This is a genomic window from Nocardiopsis oceani (genome assembly GCF_054777395.1).
On sequence record NZ_BAAHAR010000002.1, the window covers coordinates 108,951 to 125,246 of the forward strand.

Below are 16,296 nucleotides of genomic sequence, written 5' to 3' on the forward strand. Positions count from 1 at the left end.
CACACTCTTGTCGAGAAGAGATGATCGTGTCAAGGGGTGGTTTTTCGAATCGGTTATGGGCATCATGTGGGACGAAAACTGTGAACGTTCCCATGTACGAGCGGAGCCTGATCGCCAGTGACCACTGCCCCACTCATCCCCGGTGTCGACGCGATCGTCTACGGAGGCGACTACAACCCGGACCAGTGGCCCGAGGAGGTCTGGCACGAGGACGTCCGGATGATGCGTGAGGCCGGGGTCAACCTGGTCAGCTTGGGCATCTTCTCCTGGGCGCACCTCGAACCCGAGGAGGGCGTGTACACCTTCGAGTGGCTCGACCGCGTACTCGACCTGCTGCACGGCGCGGGTATCCGCGTCGGCCTCGCCACCCCGACCGCCGCCCCGCCCGCGTGGCTGCTCCACCAGTACCCGGCCGTCCGCCCGGTCACCGAAGAGGGCCACATCCTGTCCGGAGCCTCCCGGCAGACCCTGTGCCCCAGCTCCCCGGAGTACGCCCGCGCCGCGGCGCGCATCACCGAGGAGCTCGCCCGCCGCTACGCCGACCACCCGGCCGTGGTGTTCTGGCACGTGCACAACGAGTACGGCGGGGCGATGCCCGCCTGCTACTGCGCGGTCTCGGCCGAGGCCTTCCGTGCCTGGCTGCGCGAGCGGTACGGGGACGTCGACAGCCTCAACACCGCGTGGGGCACCAGCTTCTGGGGCCAGACCTACGGGGCCTGGGAACAGGTCGAACCTCCGCGCGTGGCGCCCACCGCCATCAACCCCGCCCTGCAGCTGGACTTCCTGCGCTTCTGCAACGACGCGCACCTGGAGTGCTACCGGCGCGAGCGCGACATCGTGCGGCGCCACACCCCCGACACCCCGGTCACCACCAACTTCATGATCGTCAACTGCAAGTGGATCGACTACTGGTCCTGGGCGCGCGAGGTCGACTTCGTGGCCAACGACCACTACCTCCAGGCAGAGGAGGGCGACAACCACGTCGAGCTGGCCATGGCCGCCGACATCACCCGCGGGGTGGCGGGCGGTCGGCCCTGGGTGCTCATGGAGCACTCCACGAGCGCCGTCAACTGGCAGCCCCGCAACATCGCCAAACAGGCCGGTCAGATGCGCCGCAACAGCCTGACCCACCTGGCGCGCGGGGCCGACGGCATCATGTTCTTCCAGTGGCGCGCCTCCCGGTTCGGCGCCGAGAAGTTCCACTCGGCGATGGTGCCGCACAACGGGCGCCGGAGCCGGATCTGGGGCGAGGTGGTCGACCTGGGCCGCGAGCTCGCCGACCTGGAGAGCCTGCGGGGCAGCACGGTCCGGGCCGACACCGCCCTGGTGTGGGACTGGCAGTCGTGGTGGGCGATGGAGCTGGAGTTCCGGCCCAGCGCCGACCACTCCTACCTCGAACGCTTCCGCGCCTACTACACCTGGCTGTGGCGCACGCACCGCACCGTCGACGTGGTCCCGCCCGACGCGGACCTGAGCGGCTACGCGATGGTCGTCGTACCCAGCCTGTACCTCACCACCGACGCCGCGGCCGCGAACCTCACCCGCTACGCCGAAGCGGGCGGAACGGTCGTGGTCTCCTACTTCTCCGGCATCGTCGGCACCAACGACGAGATCCACCCCGGCGGGTACCCCGGCCCCCTGCGGGACCTGCTGGGGCTGGAGATCGACGAGTTCCTGCCGTTGCGCGCCGACGAGGGCGTGCACCTGGAGAACGGCGTCGCGGGGCGCGTGTGGGCCGAACGGGTCGTCCCCGACGGCGCGGAGTGCGTGCTCTCCTACACGGACGGACCGGCGGCGGGGGAGCCGGCGGTGACCCGCAACGCCATCGGCTCCGGCGAGGCCTGGTACGTCTCCACCGCGCTGGCCCCCGAAGGGCTGGGTGCGGTGCTGGACAAGATCGCGCCCCCGCCCGTCGTGGAGGACCTGCGGGAGGACGTGGAGGCCGTCCGCAGAGTGGGCCTGGGGGAGAGCTATCTGACCGTCCTCAACCACGGGGCGCAGGACGCCGAGGTACGCGCCTCGGGCGTGGACTGCGTGAGCGGGGAGCGGGTCGACGCGACCCTGCGGGTCCCCGCCGGGGGAGTGCGAGTCCTGAAGGAGAACACGCCACCGACCGAGAGGTAACCATGAAAAGACGAACCTTCGCCCAGCTCAGCGCCCTCCTCGCCGTGCCAGCCGTCGCGCCCCTTCCCGCGTCGGCCGCGTACGCGGCACCGGCCACCCCGCGGCCCCGCCCGCGCCAGGGCGACTGGATCTCCGGCGGCGACATGTCCACCCTGGTCAAGGGCGAGGACTTCGGCGCCGTCTTCCGGGACGCCGACGGCAACGAGGACGACGCGCTGACCATCCTGTCCGAGTCCGGGATGAACTACGCCCGCCTCAAGGTCTGGGTGGACCCCGCCGACGGCTACAACACCGCCGAGACCGTCCTCGCGCTCGCCCCGAGGATCAAGGACCTCGGCATGGGGCTGCTCGTGGACTTCCACTACTCCGACTTCTGGGCCGACCCCGGACAACAGGACAAGCCCGCCGCCTGGGAGTCCCTGGCCTTCCCCGACCTGGTCGACGCCGTGTACGACCACACGCACGGGCTCCTGGCCGCCCTGGCCGACCAGGACACCCCGGCCGACATGGTGCAGGTGGGCAACGAGATCAACAACGGCATGCTGTGGCCGGACGGGCACACCGACGACTGGTCGGGGCTGTTCGAACTCGTGGACGCCGGGACCCGGGCAGTCCGCGACGCCGCGCCGTCGGCGGAGGTCATGCTGCACCTGGCCGAGGGCGGCGACAACGAGATGTTCCGCTGGTGGTTCGACGCCGCCGTCGAGCACGGCGCCGACTTCGACGTGATCGGGGTGTCCTACTACCCGTACTGGCACGGAACCCTCGACGACCTGCGCACCAACCTCGACGACATCACCTCCCGGTACGATCGCGACGCCGTCCTCGTGGAGACCGCCTACGGGTTCACCCTCGAGGACGCCGACGGGCACGAGAACATCTTCGACGAGGAGCTCGCGGAGGTGACCGGCCACCCCGCGACCCCCGAGGGGCAGTCCGCGATCCTGGCAGACATCGTCGACACCGTGGCCGCCGTCGCGGGCGGCCGCGGCCGGGGCGTCGTGTACTGGGAACCCGCGTGGACCGCCGTCGAGGGCAACGGCTGGGATCCCACCGACCCCGACTCCGGCAACGCCTGGGAGAACCAGGCCCTGTTCGACTACTCCCACACGCTGCTGCCAGCCGCCGACACCTTCTTCGCACCGCGGTAGCCGCGTAGGTCCAGACCCGGCCCCCTGTACCAGGGCCCGGCCTCCGGCCCCGCCGATCCTCCCTTCGGCGGGGCCGGACCACCGGACTAACGGACCACACCCTCGGAACTGGTCTTATGCGTGTGGCGCATAAGCGGAGGAGGGCATCGGGCCGGGACCGGCACGTCCGCTCCTACACCGAAGTTGGGCGAGGAAGTCCGGGTGTTCACGCGGGGGTTCTGAGCTGTGGGCTGTGTGGGCTCGGTGGGTGGGCGCCGGTGGGTGGGGTCAGGCGTGGTGGGTGCTCAGTGGGTGAGGGGCTGTTGGGTGGGGTTTGCCCGTGGGGGTGTTGGTCTTGTGCAGGTGGTTTCCCCGTTTCCTGCCGCTTGATGGTGGCCGTCTCCGCTGCGCGCGTCAAGGTCGTCGCCGTCGAAGCGCTGGCGCGCTATCGGAGGCGCTCCACCTTGACCCGCTTCGCTGCGACGGCGGGTCGGCGGCAGTCAGGAAACGGGGGAGGTGTGGTCGGGGTAGCAATGGTCCGGCCTTCGGCCGGACCCCAACAGCACAAGCACGGCCTAGCGGCCGTCGATGGCCACTTCGCCGGAGCGTTGACGGTTGCGGGTGTCGCGGCCGGTCATGGTGTGCGGCGGACCCCTGCTGGCGGGTGGGGGCTGGTGTTTGGGGGTCGGCTGGTGTCTGGGTGTGGGTGAACCCCCCTGTTGGAGGCAAAAACAGGGGTGAGCGTGCTTCTAGGACCAGGTCTCACCCCCCGGCCCCCGGGGTGGCGAGGGCTCAAGGCTGGGAGGGTCGGGGTCGGGGTGGGGTCTGGCCATGCGGGGGTAGCGGCCCGGCGAAGGCGGGTGGGGGCTTGTTGGGGGTGGCCGGTTACGGGTGCGGGTGTGGGGCTGGGTCCCCATCCGGGTCCGAGCCCTGGTTTCCGGTGCGGCCTCGGTTTCGCCCCGACCACATCCGGCGGTCCTGGCGTACCGACCACCGGTGCTTGATCTGGTTGTGGGTCGCGCACAGCGGCTGGATGTTGGCGGCGCTGGTGGTGCCGCCCTGCCAGAACTCCACGATGTGGTCAGCCTGGGTCCAGGGCAACGGTACGTCGCACCCGTACTGCCAGGCGCAGCTGGTGTGGCCGTGGAAGGCGGCCGCCCGGATCTTGGGCGGGGCCAGCCGGCAGGAGCGGCCCACGTCCAGGACCTGGCCGTTCTTCTGCTCCACCACCAGGCGGCGGATCCAGCTTTGGCCGAGGAGTTCGCGCACCACGGAGATGGGCACGACCTGCCCGGTCTCCGTGGTGGCCGGACCAGCGTCCTCGGCTTCCTCGTCCCCGGCCAGGGAGGTGGCGGGCACGGTGATGTTGATCAACGCCGTGGCCGTGGTGGGGGTGTCGCACCCCTGGTGTGACTGGGCGAAGCCCAGGGCGGCCATGAGGGCGTCGTAGGTGCGCTCGTACTTGGACAGCCCGTCCTCGGGGTGGAAGGGCACCTGGTAGTTGTCCAACGCGACCTGGATCCGCAGGGCGTCAGCGGGTGAGCCCCACACCTGGAACAGGAACGTGCGGTCGAAGGTGGTGACCAGCTGGGCGCCCCGGGCGGCGTGGGCGGCCTCGTGGTCCTTTTCCACCTTGTTCGGGTTGAGTCGCATGCACAGCTGGTGGGCGAAGTGGGTGATCTGGCCCACCGACATGTTCGGGCGCGACTCCTTGAAGTCCAGGATTCCGCATTCCATTTTCGCGCGGAACAGCTCCGGGTCGGGGTGGTCACCCTTTTCCCTTTTCTCCACCCCGGCCTCGGCGCCCTTGATCACCGCAGCGGCCTCACCCACCGACAGAACCCCGGAGTGCAACGCCTCCAGAGTGGGGACCATTTCCTGACGGAATTCGGCGCGCCCGATCAGGGCCAGGTCGTTGGCCTGGGCGGCCGCGATCCCGAAGGCGTGGCGCAGCCACGCCTCCAGGTTCCTCTGTCCGCCCTGTTCCAACAGCTGGCCGGTGGCTTCGAGTTGGGCCAGCCGGGCGGCCATGGAGACTTTGATCTGGTCGAGGTGTTCCCACACGCGGGTGGCCTGGTCCAGCACCTCGCCCGCCGCCCCGAGGGGCACGTCGCGGTCGAAGAACGCGGTGGTCTCTTCCCGAGCAGCGACCACCGTGGTATCCACCGGGGTGTGCCCGGTGGGGGTGGGTGCTTCGGGAGAGATCGTCATTCTTCTATTGTAATCGAAAGGGTCGAACAAAGGAAGTCTTATCGCTGGCTTGTGCTGAATGCATGACTTTCGTCAGGGGTGCCCCCTGACTTTCTTCAGGTCTCCTGATTCAGGCCGCCTGGTGTGGTGTTTATGTCCACCTGGAATTCCAGGTCGCTCATAGGGGTTGATCTTGCCCCTGTCTCCACTCTCGACGGTCGAGGGTGGAGCTGGGGGCAAGATCATCGGGGAAAAAGGCCGCCCGTTGCGGTTCGCAGCACACATTGACCGGCCGCGACACCGCCAGGCGTCAACGCTCCGGCGGAGTGGCCGTTGACGGCCGCCAGGCCGTGCTTGTGCTGTAGGGGCCCTTCGGGCCCTTCGGGCCCCTTGGGGCCCATCGCCTCCCCGACCACACGTCCCCCGTTCCTGACAGCCGCCAACCCGCCGTCGCAGCGAAGCGGGTCAAGGTGGAGCGCCTCCGATAGCGCGCCAGCGCTTCGACGGCGACGACCTTGACGCGCGCAGCGGAGACGGCCACCATCAAGCGGCAGGAAAAGGGGAAACCACCCGCACAAGACCAACACCCCCACGGGCCGCACCCACGGAGATAGGAGGGTGCCGGACGCGGGAGGTCACCCACCAACCAGGCGGGCACCTACCCACCAATCAGGTGGGCACCTACCCATCAGCCAGGCGGGCACCTACCCGCAAGTCCGCGGCACCTACCCGCGGGAGCTTCACCCGGAGAGCTGCTTGAGCACCTCCGGCAGGTCGCCCTCGTGGGCCACGGTCAGCCGCTTCGTGGCGCGGGTGACCGCGACGTACAGGTCGTTGGCGCCTCGGGGCTGCTCCAGCAGTTCCTCCGGGCGGACCACCACGACCGAGTCGAACTCCAGGCCCTTTGACCCGGTGGCGGTCAGCGCCACCACCGCCGCGCCCAGGCCGTCTGAACCCGCTTCCGGTTCCCCTCTCGAACCCGCTTCCGGTTCCCCTCCCGAACCCGCTTCCCGATCCCCTCCCGAACCCGCTCCCGGGCGTCCCGCCTCCGGAAGCGCGGCCGCCACCTCGGACAGTGAGATGTCGGAGGTGATCACCGCGATCCGGCCCTCCCCGACGGCCTCCCTCTCCTCGGCCACCAGGTCGGGCAGACCCCGCAGGCCGGTAAGCCGCACCGCCCGGGGCGGATCGCCCTCCTCGCGGACCGACTCGGGCACTTCCTGGTCCGGGGCGGCCTCGCGCAGGACGTCGGCGGCCACGGCCATGATCGGGGCCGGGGTCCGGTAGTTGACCCGCAGGTGCTCCACGTGCACCTTGTCGCGGGCGTACGGGCTCAGGGCCGCCAGCCACGAGCCGGTGCCTGCGGCGTTGCCGGTCTGGGCCACGTCTCCGACGACGGTGAGCGAGCGCGTGGGGACGCGGCGCATGACGGTGCGCCATGCCATGGGAGACAGTTCCTGGGCTTCGTCCACGATCACGTGCCCGTAGGCCCACGTGCGGTCAGCCGCGGCACGGTCGGCGGTGGTCAGGTCCGGTCCGGTGTCGCGGTGGCGCTCGGCGAGGGCCGCTGCGTCCAGGCCCAGGTCCGGGTCCTCAGACAGGCCGGTGAACTCCAGCACGCCCTGGGCGTAGCGCTCCTCCTCTTCGCGCTCTTCCTGTTCCCGGCGCTGGCGCGCCCGTTCGGCACTGTCGTCCTCCCCGAGGAGTTCGGCGGCCTCGTCCAGCAGCGGGACGTCCTCCACCGTCCACGGCGCGTCCAAAGAACGGGCCAGCGCAGGGGCCTGAGCCACCCCCGCTTCGGCTCCCACCCGGGCCAGGGCCTCCGGATCGGAGTACAGGTCGCCTAGCAGGTCCTGGGCGGTGAGGTGGGGCCACAGGGCGTCGATCGCAGCCCGGACGGGATCTTCGTGCCACAGCCGTGCGCCCACGTGCGGCAGGTCCTCGTCCACGACGGGGCGGCCGAGCAGCAGCGACTCGGCACGGGCGAGTTCGGTGAGAAGCGTGTTCACCAGGTACTTGCGCGCGGCGTTGTGCGGCAGCCGCAGCTTCCGAGTGGTCTCCAACACCTGTGCGCACACGTCTTCGGGCACGACCAGGAGGCCCGTGTCGGTCTCCACGCGGAGGTCGCCCTCGCCGAAGGCCCGCCGCGGCGTGCGCTGCCGGTCCCTGAGCGCGGCCGCGACCAGTTCGACCATCTCGGGTGCGCCCTTGATCAGCGCGGTCCCAGGCGTATCGTGCGCTGTCGCCGCCACTGCGGGGAAGAGCTCGCCGACCGTGCGCATGACCACGTCGGTCTCGCCGAGCGAGGGGAGGACGTCGCCGACGTAGCGCAGGAAGGCCGGGTTGGGCCCCACCACCAGGACACCCCGGCGCTCGAGGACCCGGCGGTGCGTGTAGAGCAGGAAGGCGGCGCGGTGCAGGGCGGCGACGGTCTTCCCGGTGCCCGGGCCGCCCTGGACGACCAGGACCCCGGCGAGCCGGGCGCGGATGACCCGGTCCTGTTCGGCCTGGATGGTGGCGACGATGTCGTGCATGCGGCCGGTGCGGCCGCGCTGCAGGGAGGCCAGCAAGGCGGCCTCGCCGACCAGCTGGCGGCGGTCGCCGTCGGTGAGGCCGTCGGCGTCGAACACCTCGTCGTCCAGACCCACCACCCTGCGCCGCCGCACCCTCAGGTGGCGTCGGCGGGTGATCCCTTCGGGGTCGCTGGGCGTGGCCGCGTAGAAGGGGCGGGCGGCCGGGGCGCGCCAGTCGACGAGGATGGTCTCGTGCTCGGAGTCACGCAGCCCGATCCGGCCCACATAGCGGGCCTCGGCGTCCTCGGGGCCGTGGTTGATGTCGATCCTGCCGAAACAGAGGCCCTCCTCGACGGAGCCCAGCTGGGCCTTGCGCCGGGCCTGTTCGTAGGAGCGTGCCTCGCGTTCCATTAGGGCGGCGTAGCCCGCGCGCTCCTGCAGGTGGGCGGAGGCGAGCTGGTGGTCGGTGTGGTTCCGAAGGGTGTCCAGACGCTCGTACATGGCGCTGACCCGTGCCTGTTCGACCGCGATAGCGGCCTCCTCGGCGGAGGGGGAGGAACTGCCTGATTGACAGGAACTCATGTAATTGCTATCCTTGCGACGAGAAAGGCTTGTGATAGCTCGTTGTTGGAATGGAGTACCGAAGACTAGCAGAGTCCGCGGTCCTCCCGCCAGTGCGTGCGGCCGGATGCCCTCTCACGCCTCCCGCTGCTTTTCCCTCTCCCGGTTCGGGCGAGGGTTTTTCCGTGTCCGGGCCCACACGGTGCCCCGCACCCGCTACACTCGGCCCCATGCGAAACCCGTCGACCCTTCAGGGACAGTGGTGGCGCCGCTTCTAGGCGGCGCACCGACAGTTCGCATCCCCGAACACCTCAGCGACCGCCCCGGACCGGCGGTCGTTTCTGCTTTTGGCGGCCCCGGCCGGTGACGACCAACCCGACCGCAGCGCCAAAAGGACCGGCCGTGAACCCCAGCGACGCACAGACCACCACGTACCGCACGCCGAGCGGTGTGACCGTCCACCGCAGTGCCACGCCCTGCGACCCCGAGGTCCTCACCGACCTCGTCAACTCGGTCGAGTTCCGGCGCGGCGGCGTGCTCTCCTCAGGGATGGAGTATCCGGGCCGCTACGACCGCTGGCACCTGGGCTACGTCGACCCCTGCCTCGAGGTCAGCACCCGCGGGCGCCGGGTCACCGCCACCGCGCTCAACGCCCGCGGCAGCGTCCTACTCCCGGTCCTGGCAGACGCCCTCGACGCCGTGGACGGCGCCACCGACCGCGACCAGGGCGCCGACCACGTCGCGATCACCGTGCCCGAGCCCGACCCGGACGCCTTCTTCACCGAAGAGGAGCGCAGCCGCCGCCCCAGCGTCTTCACCGCCGTGCGCTCCGTGGTCGCCGCCCTGCGCAGCCCCGAGGACTCCAATCTCGGCCTCTACGGCGCCTTCGGCTACGACCTCGCCTTCCAGTTCGAGCCCGTCGAACGGCACATCGACCGCGACCCCACCGATCGCGACCTGGTCCTGCATCTGCCCGACGCCGTTATCGTCCGCGACCGCAAGCGCGAGACGTGCGTGCGCTACACCTACGAGTTCACCGTCCCCGCCGACGGCGACCGCCCGGAAGCCAGCACCGACGGCCTGCCCCGGGAGACCGAACCGACCCCGCCGGTGGTCGCCACCGAGGTCCCGCCCGGCCCCGTGCCCGGTTCCTACGCGGAGGTGGTCGCCGAGGCCAAGAAGAAGTTCCGCCGCGGCGACCTGTTCGAGGTCGTCCCCGGCCACCGCATCTACGCGCGCTGCTCCTCGCCCGCCCGCTTCTACGAGATGCTCCGCGAACGCAACCCCGCGCCCTACGAGTTCTTCTTCAACCTGGGAGAGGGCGAATACCTGGTCGGCGCCTCCCCGGAGATGTTCGTGCGGGTCAGCGGTGAGCCCGGGACCGGACAGCGGGTCGAGACCTGCCCCATCTCCGGCACCATCCGACGCGGGGAGGACGCGCTCGGCGACGCCGAGAACATCCAGGAACTGCTCTCCTCGGTGAAGGAGAAGTCCGAACTCACCATGTGCACCGACGTGGACCGCAACGACAAGTCGCGCGTGTGCGAGCCGGGCAGCGTCAAGGTGATCGGCCGCAGGCAGATCGAGATGTACTCGCGGCTGATCCACACCGTGGACCACATCGAGGGCACGCTGCGCCGCGACTTCGACGCCATGGACGCCTTCCTCACCCACATGTGGGCGGTCACCGTGACGGGTGCGCCCAAGACCTGGGCGATGCGCTTCATCGAGCAGCACGAGGCCAGCCCCCGCCGCTGGTACGGCGGGGCCGTCGGGGTGATCAACTTCGACGGCTCCATGAACACCGGCCTCACCCTGCGTACCGCCCACATCCGGGACGGGGTGGCGGCGGTGCGCGCGGGCGCTACCCTGCTGTACGACTCCGACCCCGAGGCGGAGGAGAAGGAGACCTTCCTCAAGGCCCGCGCCCTGCTGGAAACCCTTGCCCAAGGCGAGGAGGCCGCGGCCGCCGAGGCTGCCCCGCAGGGGGAGCCGGACAGCGCTGGGACGGCCGCCGGAACCGGCGGCGCCGCCGACACCGCTCCCGACCCGGCCGAGATGCCCGGTGCGGGTATGCGCGTCCTCCTGGTGGACCACGAGGACTCGTTCGTCAACACGCTGGCGGACTACGTGCGCCGCCACGGCGCCGAGGTCACCACCGTCCGCTACGGCTTCGACCCCTCGCTGCTGGACCGGATCGCCCCCGACCTCGTGGTCCTGTCGCCCGGCCCCGGCCTGCCCGTGGACTTCGCGATGTCGGAGCTGCTGGACGCCCTCGCCGCCCGCGACCTGCCGGTCTTCGGGGTGTGCCTCGGGCTGCAGGGCATGGTCGAGCACGCCGGGGGAGAACTGCGGACCCTCGACGAGCCGGTACACGGCAAGCCCGGCCGCGTGCGGGTCTCCGGCGGAAAGCTCTTGGCGGGGCTGGGCGAGGGCGGCGCCTTCCCCGCGGCCCGCTACCACTCCACCTACTGCACGCCGGGCCTGGTGAAGAACTACGAGGTGACCGCGGTCCTGGACGGTGCGCCCGGTGAGGAGTCCGTGGTGATGGCGATCGAGGATCCGGCGGCCCGCTGGTCCGCCGTCCAGTTCCACCCGGAGTCGATCCTCACCGCCCCGGTCGGCGAGGGAATCGTGTCGCGCGCCCTAGAGCTGGCCAAACGCTGAGCCGGAGGGTCCGCGTGCGAGAGATTCGTCGCGCGCGGACCTCCGCCCACCTGCACGGGGACAAGAGTTTCCCGAAACCCGCCTGTTAACGCTGTTTGATCAACCCGTTAGCGGACAGGGGTCGCGTATGGGTATTTTGCTATCAATTCTCGGGATCATCATCATCGTCTCCGGCGTGCTGGGCGTGCTCCGCGGCCAGCTCCTCTGGGGCATCATCGCCATCGTCATCGGGCTGTTCATCGCTCCCGGATACTTCTACGGCATCTAACGGATGAACCTCCCTCCCGCGAAACCCAGGAGAGAGTTACCGGCACCGGTACGGGGCCGGGTGCCCGACTGAGCGTCGGACACCCGGCCCCGTTCGCCTTTCCGCCCGCTTCCGTCCCGGGTCGCGCCCCGGGCCCGGCCTAGCGCCCGCGTCGGACGTGTACCCTCGGGGGAGGTCAATCGGCCCCGCCCCACACACGCTCCCGTGCCCCGGAAACCCTGGTCATGGCCCTGACGCGTGCCTCGGGGCGGGGAGTCGCTAGGGAGAGGGTGCCGTGAAGAAGGTCGAGCCACAGGTCCGCCTGGTTGCACGTCCGCAGGTGGACTACGACGCGATCACCGACTACCTCGAGGAGGTCGGCGGAGAGGCGTGGCTGGAGCGGTTCGACCGCGGTGAGCTCGACGCCCACCTCAACGACCCCCAGAACCTCGCCGAGTTCGCCGGCCGGCTGTGCTACCGCTCCTGGGAGCCGGGCCTGAACCCGAACGTCACCCGGGTGCGCAAGGACCAGGACCAGTACCTGGGCAACCTGCTGGCCAGCCTGCACGGCTCGGTGCTGGAGCACATCAGCTTCAGCTTCGTGCTGCACAACGTCTCGCGGGTGCTCACCCACGAGCTCATCCGGCACCGGCCCGGCGTGGCCGTCTCGCAGGAGTCGCTGCGCTTCGTGCGCCTCACCGACCTGCCGTTCTGGTTCCCCGACTGGGCCGAGGAGGACCCGGAGCTGATGGAGCGCGCTTCGGCGATGCTGCAGCAGATGGAGGACTTCCAGTTCTGGATGGCCGAGCACTTCGGGCTCGACGACGAGGGCGTGAAGTTCGCGGAGAAGAAGCACAAGACGTCCTTCATGCGCCGCTTCGCCCCCGAGGGCGTGGCGACCGGTCTGGTGTGGACCGCCAATGTGCGCACCCTGCGCCACACCCTGGAGGCCCGCACCGCCCCCGGCGCCGAAGAGGAGATCCGGCTGCTGTTCCACCGCATCGGCGAGGCCCTGAAGGAGGAGGCCCCCGCACTCTTCGGCGACTACGACGTCGAGGACGGCGCCTGGGTCCCCCAGTGGCGCAAGGTCTGACCCCGGCGCGCTGAGCCCCTGACCCACTGACCCCGACCGAACCGAACATTGCGGCGCCCGCCCCTGACTTCCAGGGGCGGGCGCTCCGCTTCCTCTCAGGAATCCAGTGCTCTCAGGCGCTCCTCCACCTCACGGGTGCGCGGGTCATCGTGGTCCCGGAGGTAGTCCAAGGCAGCACTCCAGGCTTCGCGCGCCCGCTGCGGCTCTTTCAGCTCAGCTCGGGCATCACCCAGGCCGAGCAGCGCCACCGCTCGGCTGTCGGCGTCCTCGTACTGGTCGAAGACCGTGATGGCTGCTCGGTACTCCAGAGCGGCGTCTGAGGCGTGGCCCGTGCCGGTGAGGATGCGACCCAGGGAACAGCGCGCCCAAGCCACGCTCCACTCGGCGCCGACCTCCTCGAAGATGTCCATCGCCTCGCGACAGTGGATGAGGGCCTCCTCCCACCTGCCCGCGTCGGCTTGGAAATCGGCCATGCTGATCAGGGACATCGCTTCGCCCCGCCGCTCGCCTACCTCCCGGAAGATTGCGCGGGAACGCTCCACGCGCCGCACGACGTCGGGACCACGTTCACCGCGCTGCCAGGACACCAGGCTCAGTTGCCGATGCGCGAACCCCTTAACCCAGGCATCACTGCTTTCCAGAGCCGCCCGGTAGTGGTGCTCGGCCGCTTCGAGGTCTTCCTGTAACCACAGGGCGTCGCCCATCCCAAGGTGGTTGCGGGCCAGACCGAAGGGATCCTCGGCGTGCTCCGCCGCCCTCAATCCCACCCTGTGCAAGTCCACCCACGCATGCCAGTGCCGGTGTGCCTCGAACAGAGGGTAGACGCTGGCGGGCAGGCGCCAGGCGGTGTCGTGGTGACCGTACTCCTGGGCGGCTTCCGTCACGGCGACGAGGTTTGTACGCTCGGTCTCGAACCATGAGAGGGCGTCCTGGAGAGCGGTGAAGTCGGGTAGCTCGTGCGGCGGTTCGCCCCCGGGGACCACGGGAAAATGCGGCTGATCGGCGAGCTGAGCCCGGGACGCGGCGTGTGCGTACCACCATGCGAGCCGACCGATGATTTCGGGCACCGTGTCGTCCCCGTCCTCTACACGAACCCGTTCCACGACATACAGGCGCACCAGGTCGTGCAGACGGTAGCGGTCTACGTGCGGGCGCTCCACGAGGTTGGCGCGACCCAAGCGCTCCAGAAGCCTGCGAGCCTCTTTGCCTGAGACGTCGGCGAGCGCCGATGCGGCCGCGATGGAGAACTCCGGTCCGGGGTGCAGTCCCAGACGCCGGAAGAACCGGGCAGCCTCGGTGTCCAGGCTCTGATAGGAGGCAGTCATCACGGCACGAAGGTCACTCAACTCGTCCTCCTCCGCGAGAGAGTCCAGGCGGGACTCCTCGGCGGCCAGCTCGTCCACCAGATCTGCCAGAGCCGTGTCCGGCCGGTCGATGAGCCGCTCCGCCGCCACTCTGAGAGCCAGCGGTAGGCGTGCGCAGTGCTCGGCCAGGCTGCATGCGGCTTCCCGTTCGGAGTCCACACGGGCGCCGACCGCAACTCGCAGCAGGTCCACGGAGTCAGCGAGGGGAAGGACCCCCAGATGCAGGCGCTCGGCGCCGTCGCGTGCGACCAGCCCGGGGAGTGTGCTTCGACTGGTCACCACGACCATGCTGCCGGATGAGGCAGGAAGGAGAGGCCGCACCTGGGCTGGGGCGAGTACGTCGTCGATGACGACCAGAAGGCGCTTGCCGTGCACTTCAGAGCGGTAGAGAGCCGAGCGGCCGTCCACGTCCAGGGGAATGCGGTCAGAGGCGACCCCGAGTGTCCTCAGGATGGTGTCGAGTGCCTGGGAAGCTTGCGCCCGCAGTCCGGGGGCATGGCCGTGCATGCTGATGTAGAGGTCCCCGTCCGGGAAGCGACTGCGTGCATGATGGGCCCAGCGCACAGCCAACGCGGTCTTGCCAACGCCGGGCGGCCCGGCAAGGACCGCGACCGGTACACCCGCCCCCTGCACCGTCAGTGTGTCCAGCCGACGTTGTAAGGCCTCGCGGTCCACGAATCCCCGGGCGGGTAGCGGTAGCTGCCGCGGAACAGGGGATGCTCGGGAGGGTTCGGCGGCGATGTGGACATCACCGTGTACTGCCCCCGTCTGCACGAGTGCTTCTGGGCTGCCGTGCACAGTGTTGGTGGTCCGACGGTTCTCGCTGTCTGTCACAGGGGGCGCATGTTGGCGTCGAAGTGCTTCTCGTATTCGCTGAAAGGGGTGGCCAGGTGCAGGGCACGGTCACGTACAGCGTTGGCACGCACGATCTCGTCGGGCTCGGTCACCAATGCGGGGGTGAGCATGGTGCCGTCAGGGGCGTAGTCCATGCACACCAGACGCTCTGAGTCGAACAACCAGTAGTCGGATCGAGGGATGCCCTCGGGCCAGTAGCCCTCCTCGACGGGCAGGATCTTGACGTCCTCACCCGCCTTGACATTGGAGCGGTAGGCCCACACACACTCGAACCGCAGGTAGTCCGTGAGGGGCTCTGTGACCACGTGAACTCGGCGAAAGCGTCGCCCGCTGCCGACGAGGCGGGCCCAGTCCTGGTGGGAGGAAGTGGTGATCACTTCCCCGTCGGCCAGGAATCGGCGGTACGCCTCTTCCTCATAGCCGACGTCGTATATCTGGAGGGTCTCCAACCGGAATGCGGTGTAGCGGCACTCCTCGAAGAAGCGATCGAACTCTTCTTCGCCGACCGGACGAGAACCGGCTCGCGGAGCAGTCACGTGCCCCTCCGCCGGTACTGCTCGACGGCGGCGAGCACGATCTCGGGGGAGATGCGCACAGCGGTCTCACCAGGTAGCGGGTCGGCGAGCTTGGCGAAGTCAGCGTCATCGAGGCCGACTCCCTGGACAACGAACTCTCCGGTGTCACTGATGTAGACGGATGGGCAGCCCTTGTGGCCAGACTTGTCATCTTTGGCGAGAAGTTCCAGGTCCACGGATCTCCGATCAGGCCTCGAAAGTACGAACCCAAGGCCCTGAAACTAACACGGGAACCCCTGCCCCGTAAGGCTTCTGGCCACCAGCGGCCTAGCCCTCCAGGTACCTTCGGCGGATCCGTTCCGCTTCGTCCCCATCACCCTCACGCGACGCGAGCACGAGCCTCTTGACGTCCGCTGCGGCGAGCGCGTCAGACAACGCTTGGCCCCGTACGGACCCCTCAGGGCCGTCGCCGTCCCCATCTTGCTCCATGTCTTCCAGCACACCACACACCCGGCGGCCACGGGGGAGCTTCCGGCTTCTTTGCCCTGAGGGTGCTTGTACCAGGCGCCCGGTTCGGCCGGCTACGGGAGATGAGCGGCAGACGGCACCCTGCCGGATCAGTAGTGCTGCGGGGGGTGCCTGTCTCAGGTGGCGGTCGACCGCGCTCAGGAAGCTGTGGCACAGGGACTTGCCCTCGCCCCAGTCGAAGAGGCCGAACTTCATGGACGTACTGACCGTCACCCCGGTCCCTTCGGGGACGGGTTCGAGCCGCACCCGGATGACCTGGCCCCACGACAGGAAAGTGACGCCCGTGCGGTACTCCAGGGTGCCGCCGTACTGGTCGTAACGGGGGAACTCGCCCCTGAGGGCCCACGTCCCGGCCGGCAGGGCCTGCCAGACCGCTACCGGCGGTGCGGGGAAGACATGCGAGACGACTGCCAATCCTGCTCCTGTTCGGGGTTCCTCAGGGGTGTTCCAGCGTATCCGCACCGCGTATCGCTGTGCGGGGTCGCGTCCCGTTCCCCGGGGGCGTCGGC

At 69.5% G+C, this 16,296-nt stretch carries 11 protein-coding genes; 5 read left to right on the forward strand and 6 right to left on the reverse strand.

What is annotated here, in order from left to right:
• The first annotated feature begins 117 nt into the window (after positions 1-117).
• The gene (locus tag ACYVDG_RS01510) at positions 118-2,124 is read left to right on the forward strand and encodes a beta-galactosidase (protein WP_460746041.1); all 2,007 of its coding nucleotides are present in this window, start codon (positions 118-120) and stop codon (positions 2,122-2,124) included.
• A gap of 2 nt (positions 2,125-2,126) precedes the next feature.
• Positions 2,127-3,275 (forward strand): glycoside hydrolase family 53 protein, encoded by a 1,149-nt coding sequence (locus ACYVDG_RS01515; protein ID WP_460746044.1) that lies wholly within the window; start codon positions 2,127-2,129, stop codon positions 3,273-3,275.
• Positions 3,276-4,139: 864 nt separating this feature from the next.
• Here the strand turns inward: ACYVDG_RS01515 and ACYVDG_RS01520 are convergent.
• Both ACYVDG_RS01520 and ACYVDG_RS01525 read right to left on the reverse strand, forming a co-directional pair.
• Positions 4,140-5,465 carry an HNH endonuclease signature motif containing protein gene (locus ACYVDG_RS01520; RefSeq protein WP_460746048.1) on the reverse strand — a complete coding sequence of 442 codons (1,326 nt, stop codon included), beginning with the start codon at positions 5,463-5,465 and terminating at the stop codon, positions 4,140-4,142.
• 719 nt (positions 5,466-6,184) lie between these two features.
• Complete coding sequence (locus ACYVDG_RS01525; RefSeq protein WP_460746052.1) at positions 6,185-8,539, reverse strand: HelD family protein; 2,355 nt, start codon at positions 8,537-8,539, stop codon at positions 6,185-6,187.
• 381 nt (positions 8,540-8,920) lie between these two features.
• On the opposite strand from ACYVDG_RS01525, the gene ACYVDG_RS01530 reads away from it, so the two are divergent.
• The 3 genes from ACYVDG_RS01530 to thyX all read left to right on the forward strand — a co-directional run bounded on the left by ACYVDG_RS01530 (position 8,921) and on the right by thyX (position 12,525).
• On the forward strand, positions 8,921-11,185 hold the full coding sequence (locus tag ACYVDG_RS01530) for an anthranilate synthase component I (RefSeq protein ID WP_460746056.1): 2,265 nt from the start codon (positions 8,921-8,923) through the stop codon (positions 11,183-11,185).
• Positions 11,186-11,312: 127 nt separating this feature from the next.
• Complete coding sequence (locus ACYVDG_RS01535) at positions 11,313-11,453, forward strand: GPGG-motif small membrane protein (protein WP_460746060.1); 141 nt, start codon at positions 11,313-11,315, stop codon at positions 11,451-11,453.
• A gap of 274 nt (positions 11,454-11,727) precedes the next feature.
• Complete coding sequence (gene thyX, locus ACYVDG_RS01540) at positions 11,728-12,525, forward strand: FAD-dependent thymidylate synthase (RefSeq protein WP_460746063.1); 798 nt, start codon at positions 11,728-11,730, stop codon at positions 12,523-12,525.
• Between the two features lie 95 nt (positions 12,526-12,620).
• On the opposite strand, the gene ACYVDG_RS01545 is transcribed toward thyX, so the two are convergent.
• The 4 genes from ACYVDG_RS01545 to ACYVDG_RS01560 form a co-directional block, all read right to left on the reverse strand.
• Entirely contained in the window at positions 12,621-14,723 is a 2,103-nt protein-coding gene (locus ACYVDG_RS01545) for an ATP-binding protein (RefSeq protein ID WP_460746065.1), read from the reverse strand.
• Positions 14,720-15,280 carry a DUF6879 family protein gene (locus ACYVDG_RS01550; RefSeq protein ID WP_460746066.1) on the reverse strand — a complete coding sequence of 187 codons (561 nt, stop codon included), beginning with the start codon at positions 15,278-15,280 and terminating at the stop codon, positions 14,720-14,722. Before ACYVDG_RS01550 ends, ACYVDG_RS01545 begins: the two co-directional genes overlap by 4 nt.
• On the reverse strand, positions 15,277-15,495 hold the full coding sequence (locus tag ACYVDG_RS01555; RefSeq protein WP_460746069.1) for a hypothetical protein: 219 nt from the start codon (positions 15,493-15,495) through the stop codon (positions 15,277-15,279). The genes ACYVDG_RS01550 and ACYVDG_RS01555 overlap by 4 nt, the downstream gene beginning before the upstream one ends.
• A gap of 91 nt (positions 15,496-15,586) precedes the next feature.
• The gene (locus tag ACYVDG_RS01560) at positions 15,587-16,201 is read right to left on the reverse strand and encodes a hypothetical protein (RefSeq protein WP_460746072.1); all 615 of its coding nucleotides are present in this window, start codon (positions 16,199-16,201) and stop codon (positions 15,587-15,589) included.
• Positions 16,202-16,296 lie beyond the last annotated feature (95 nt).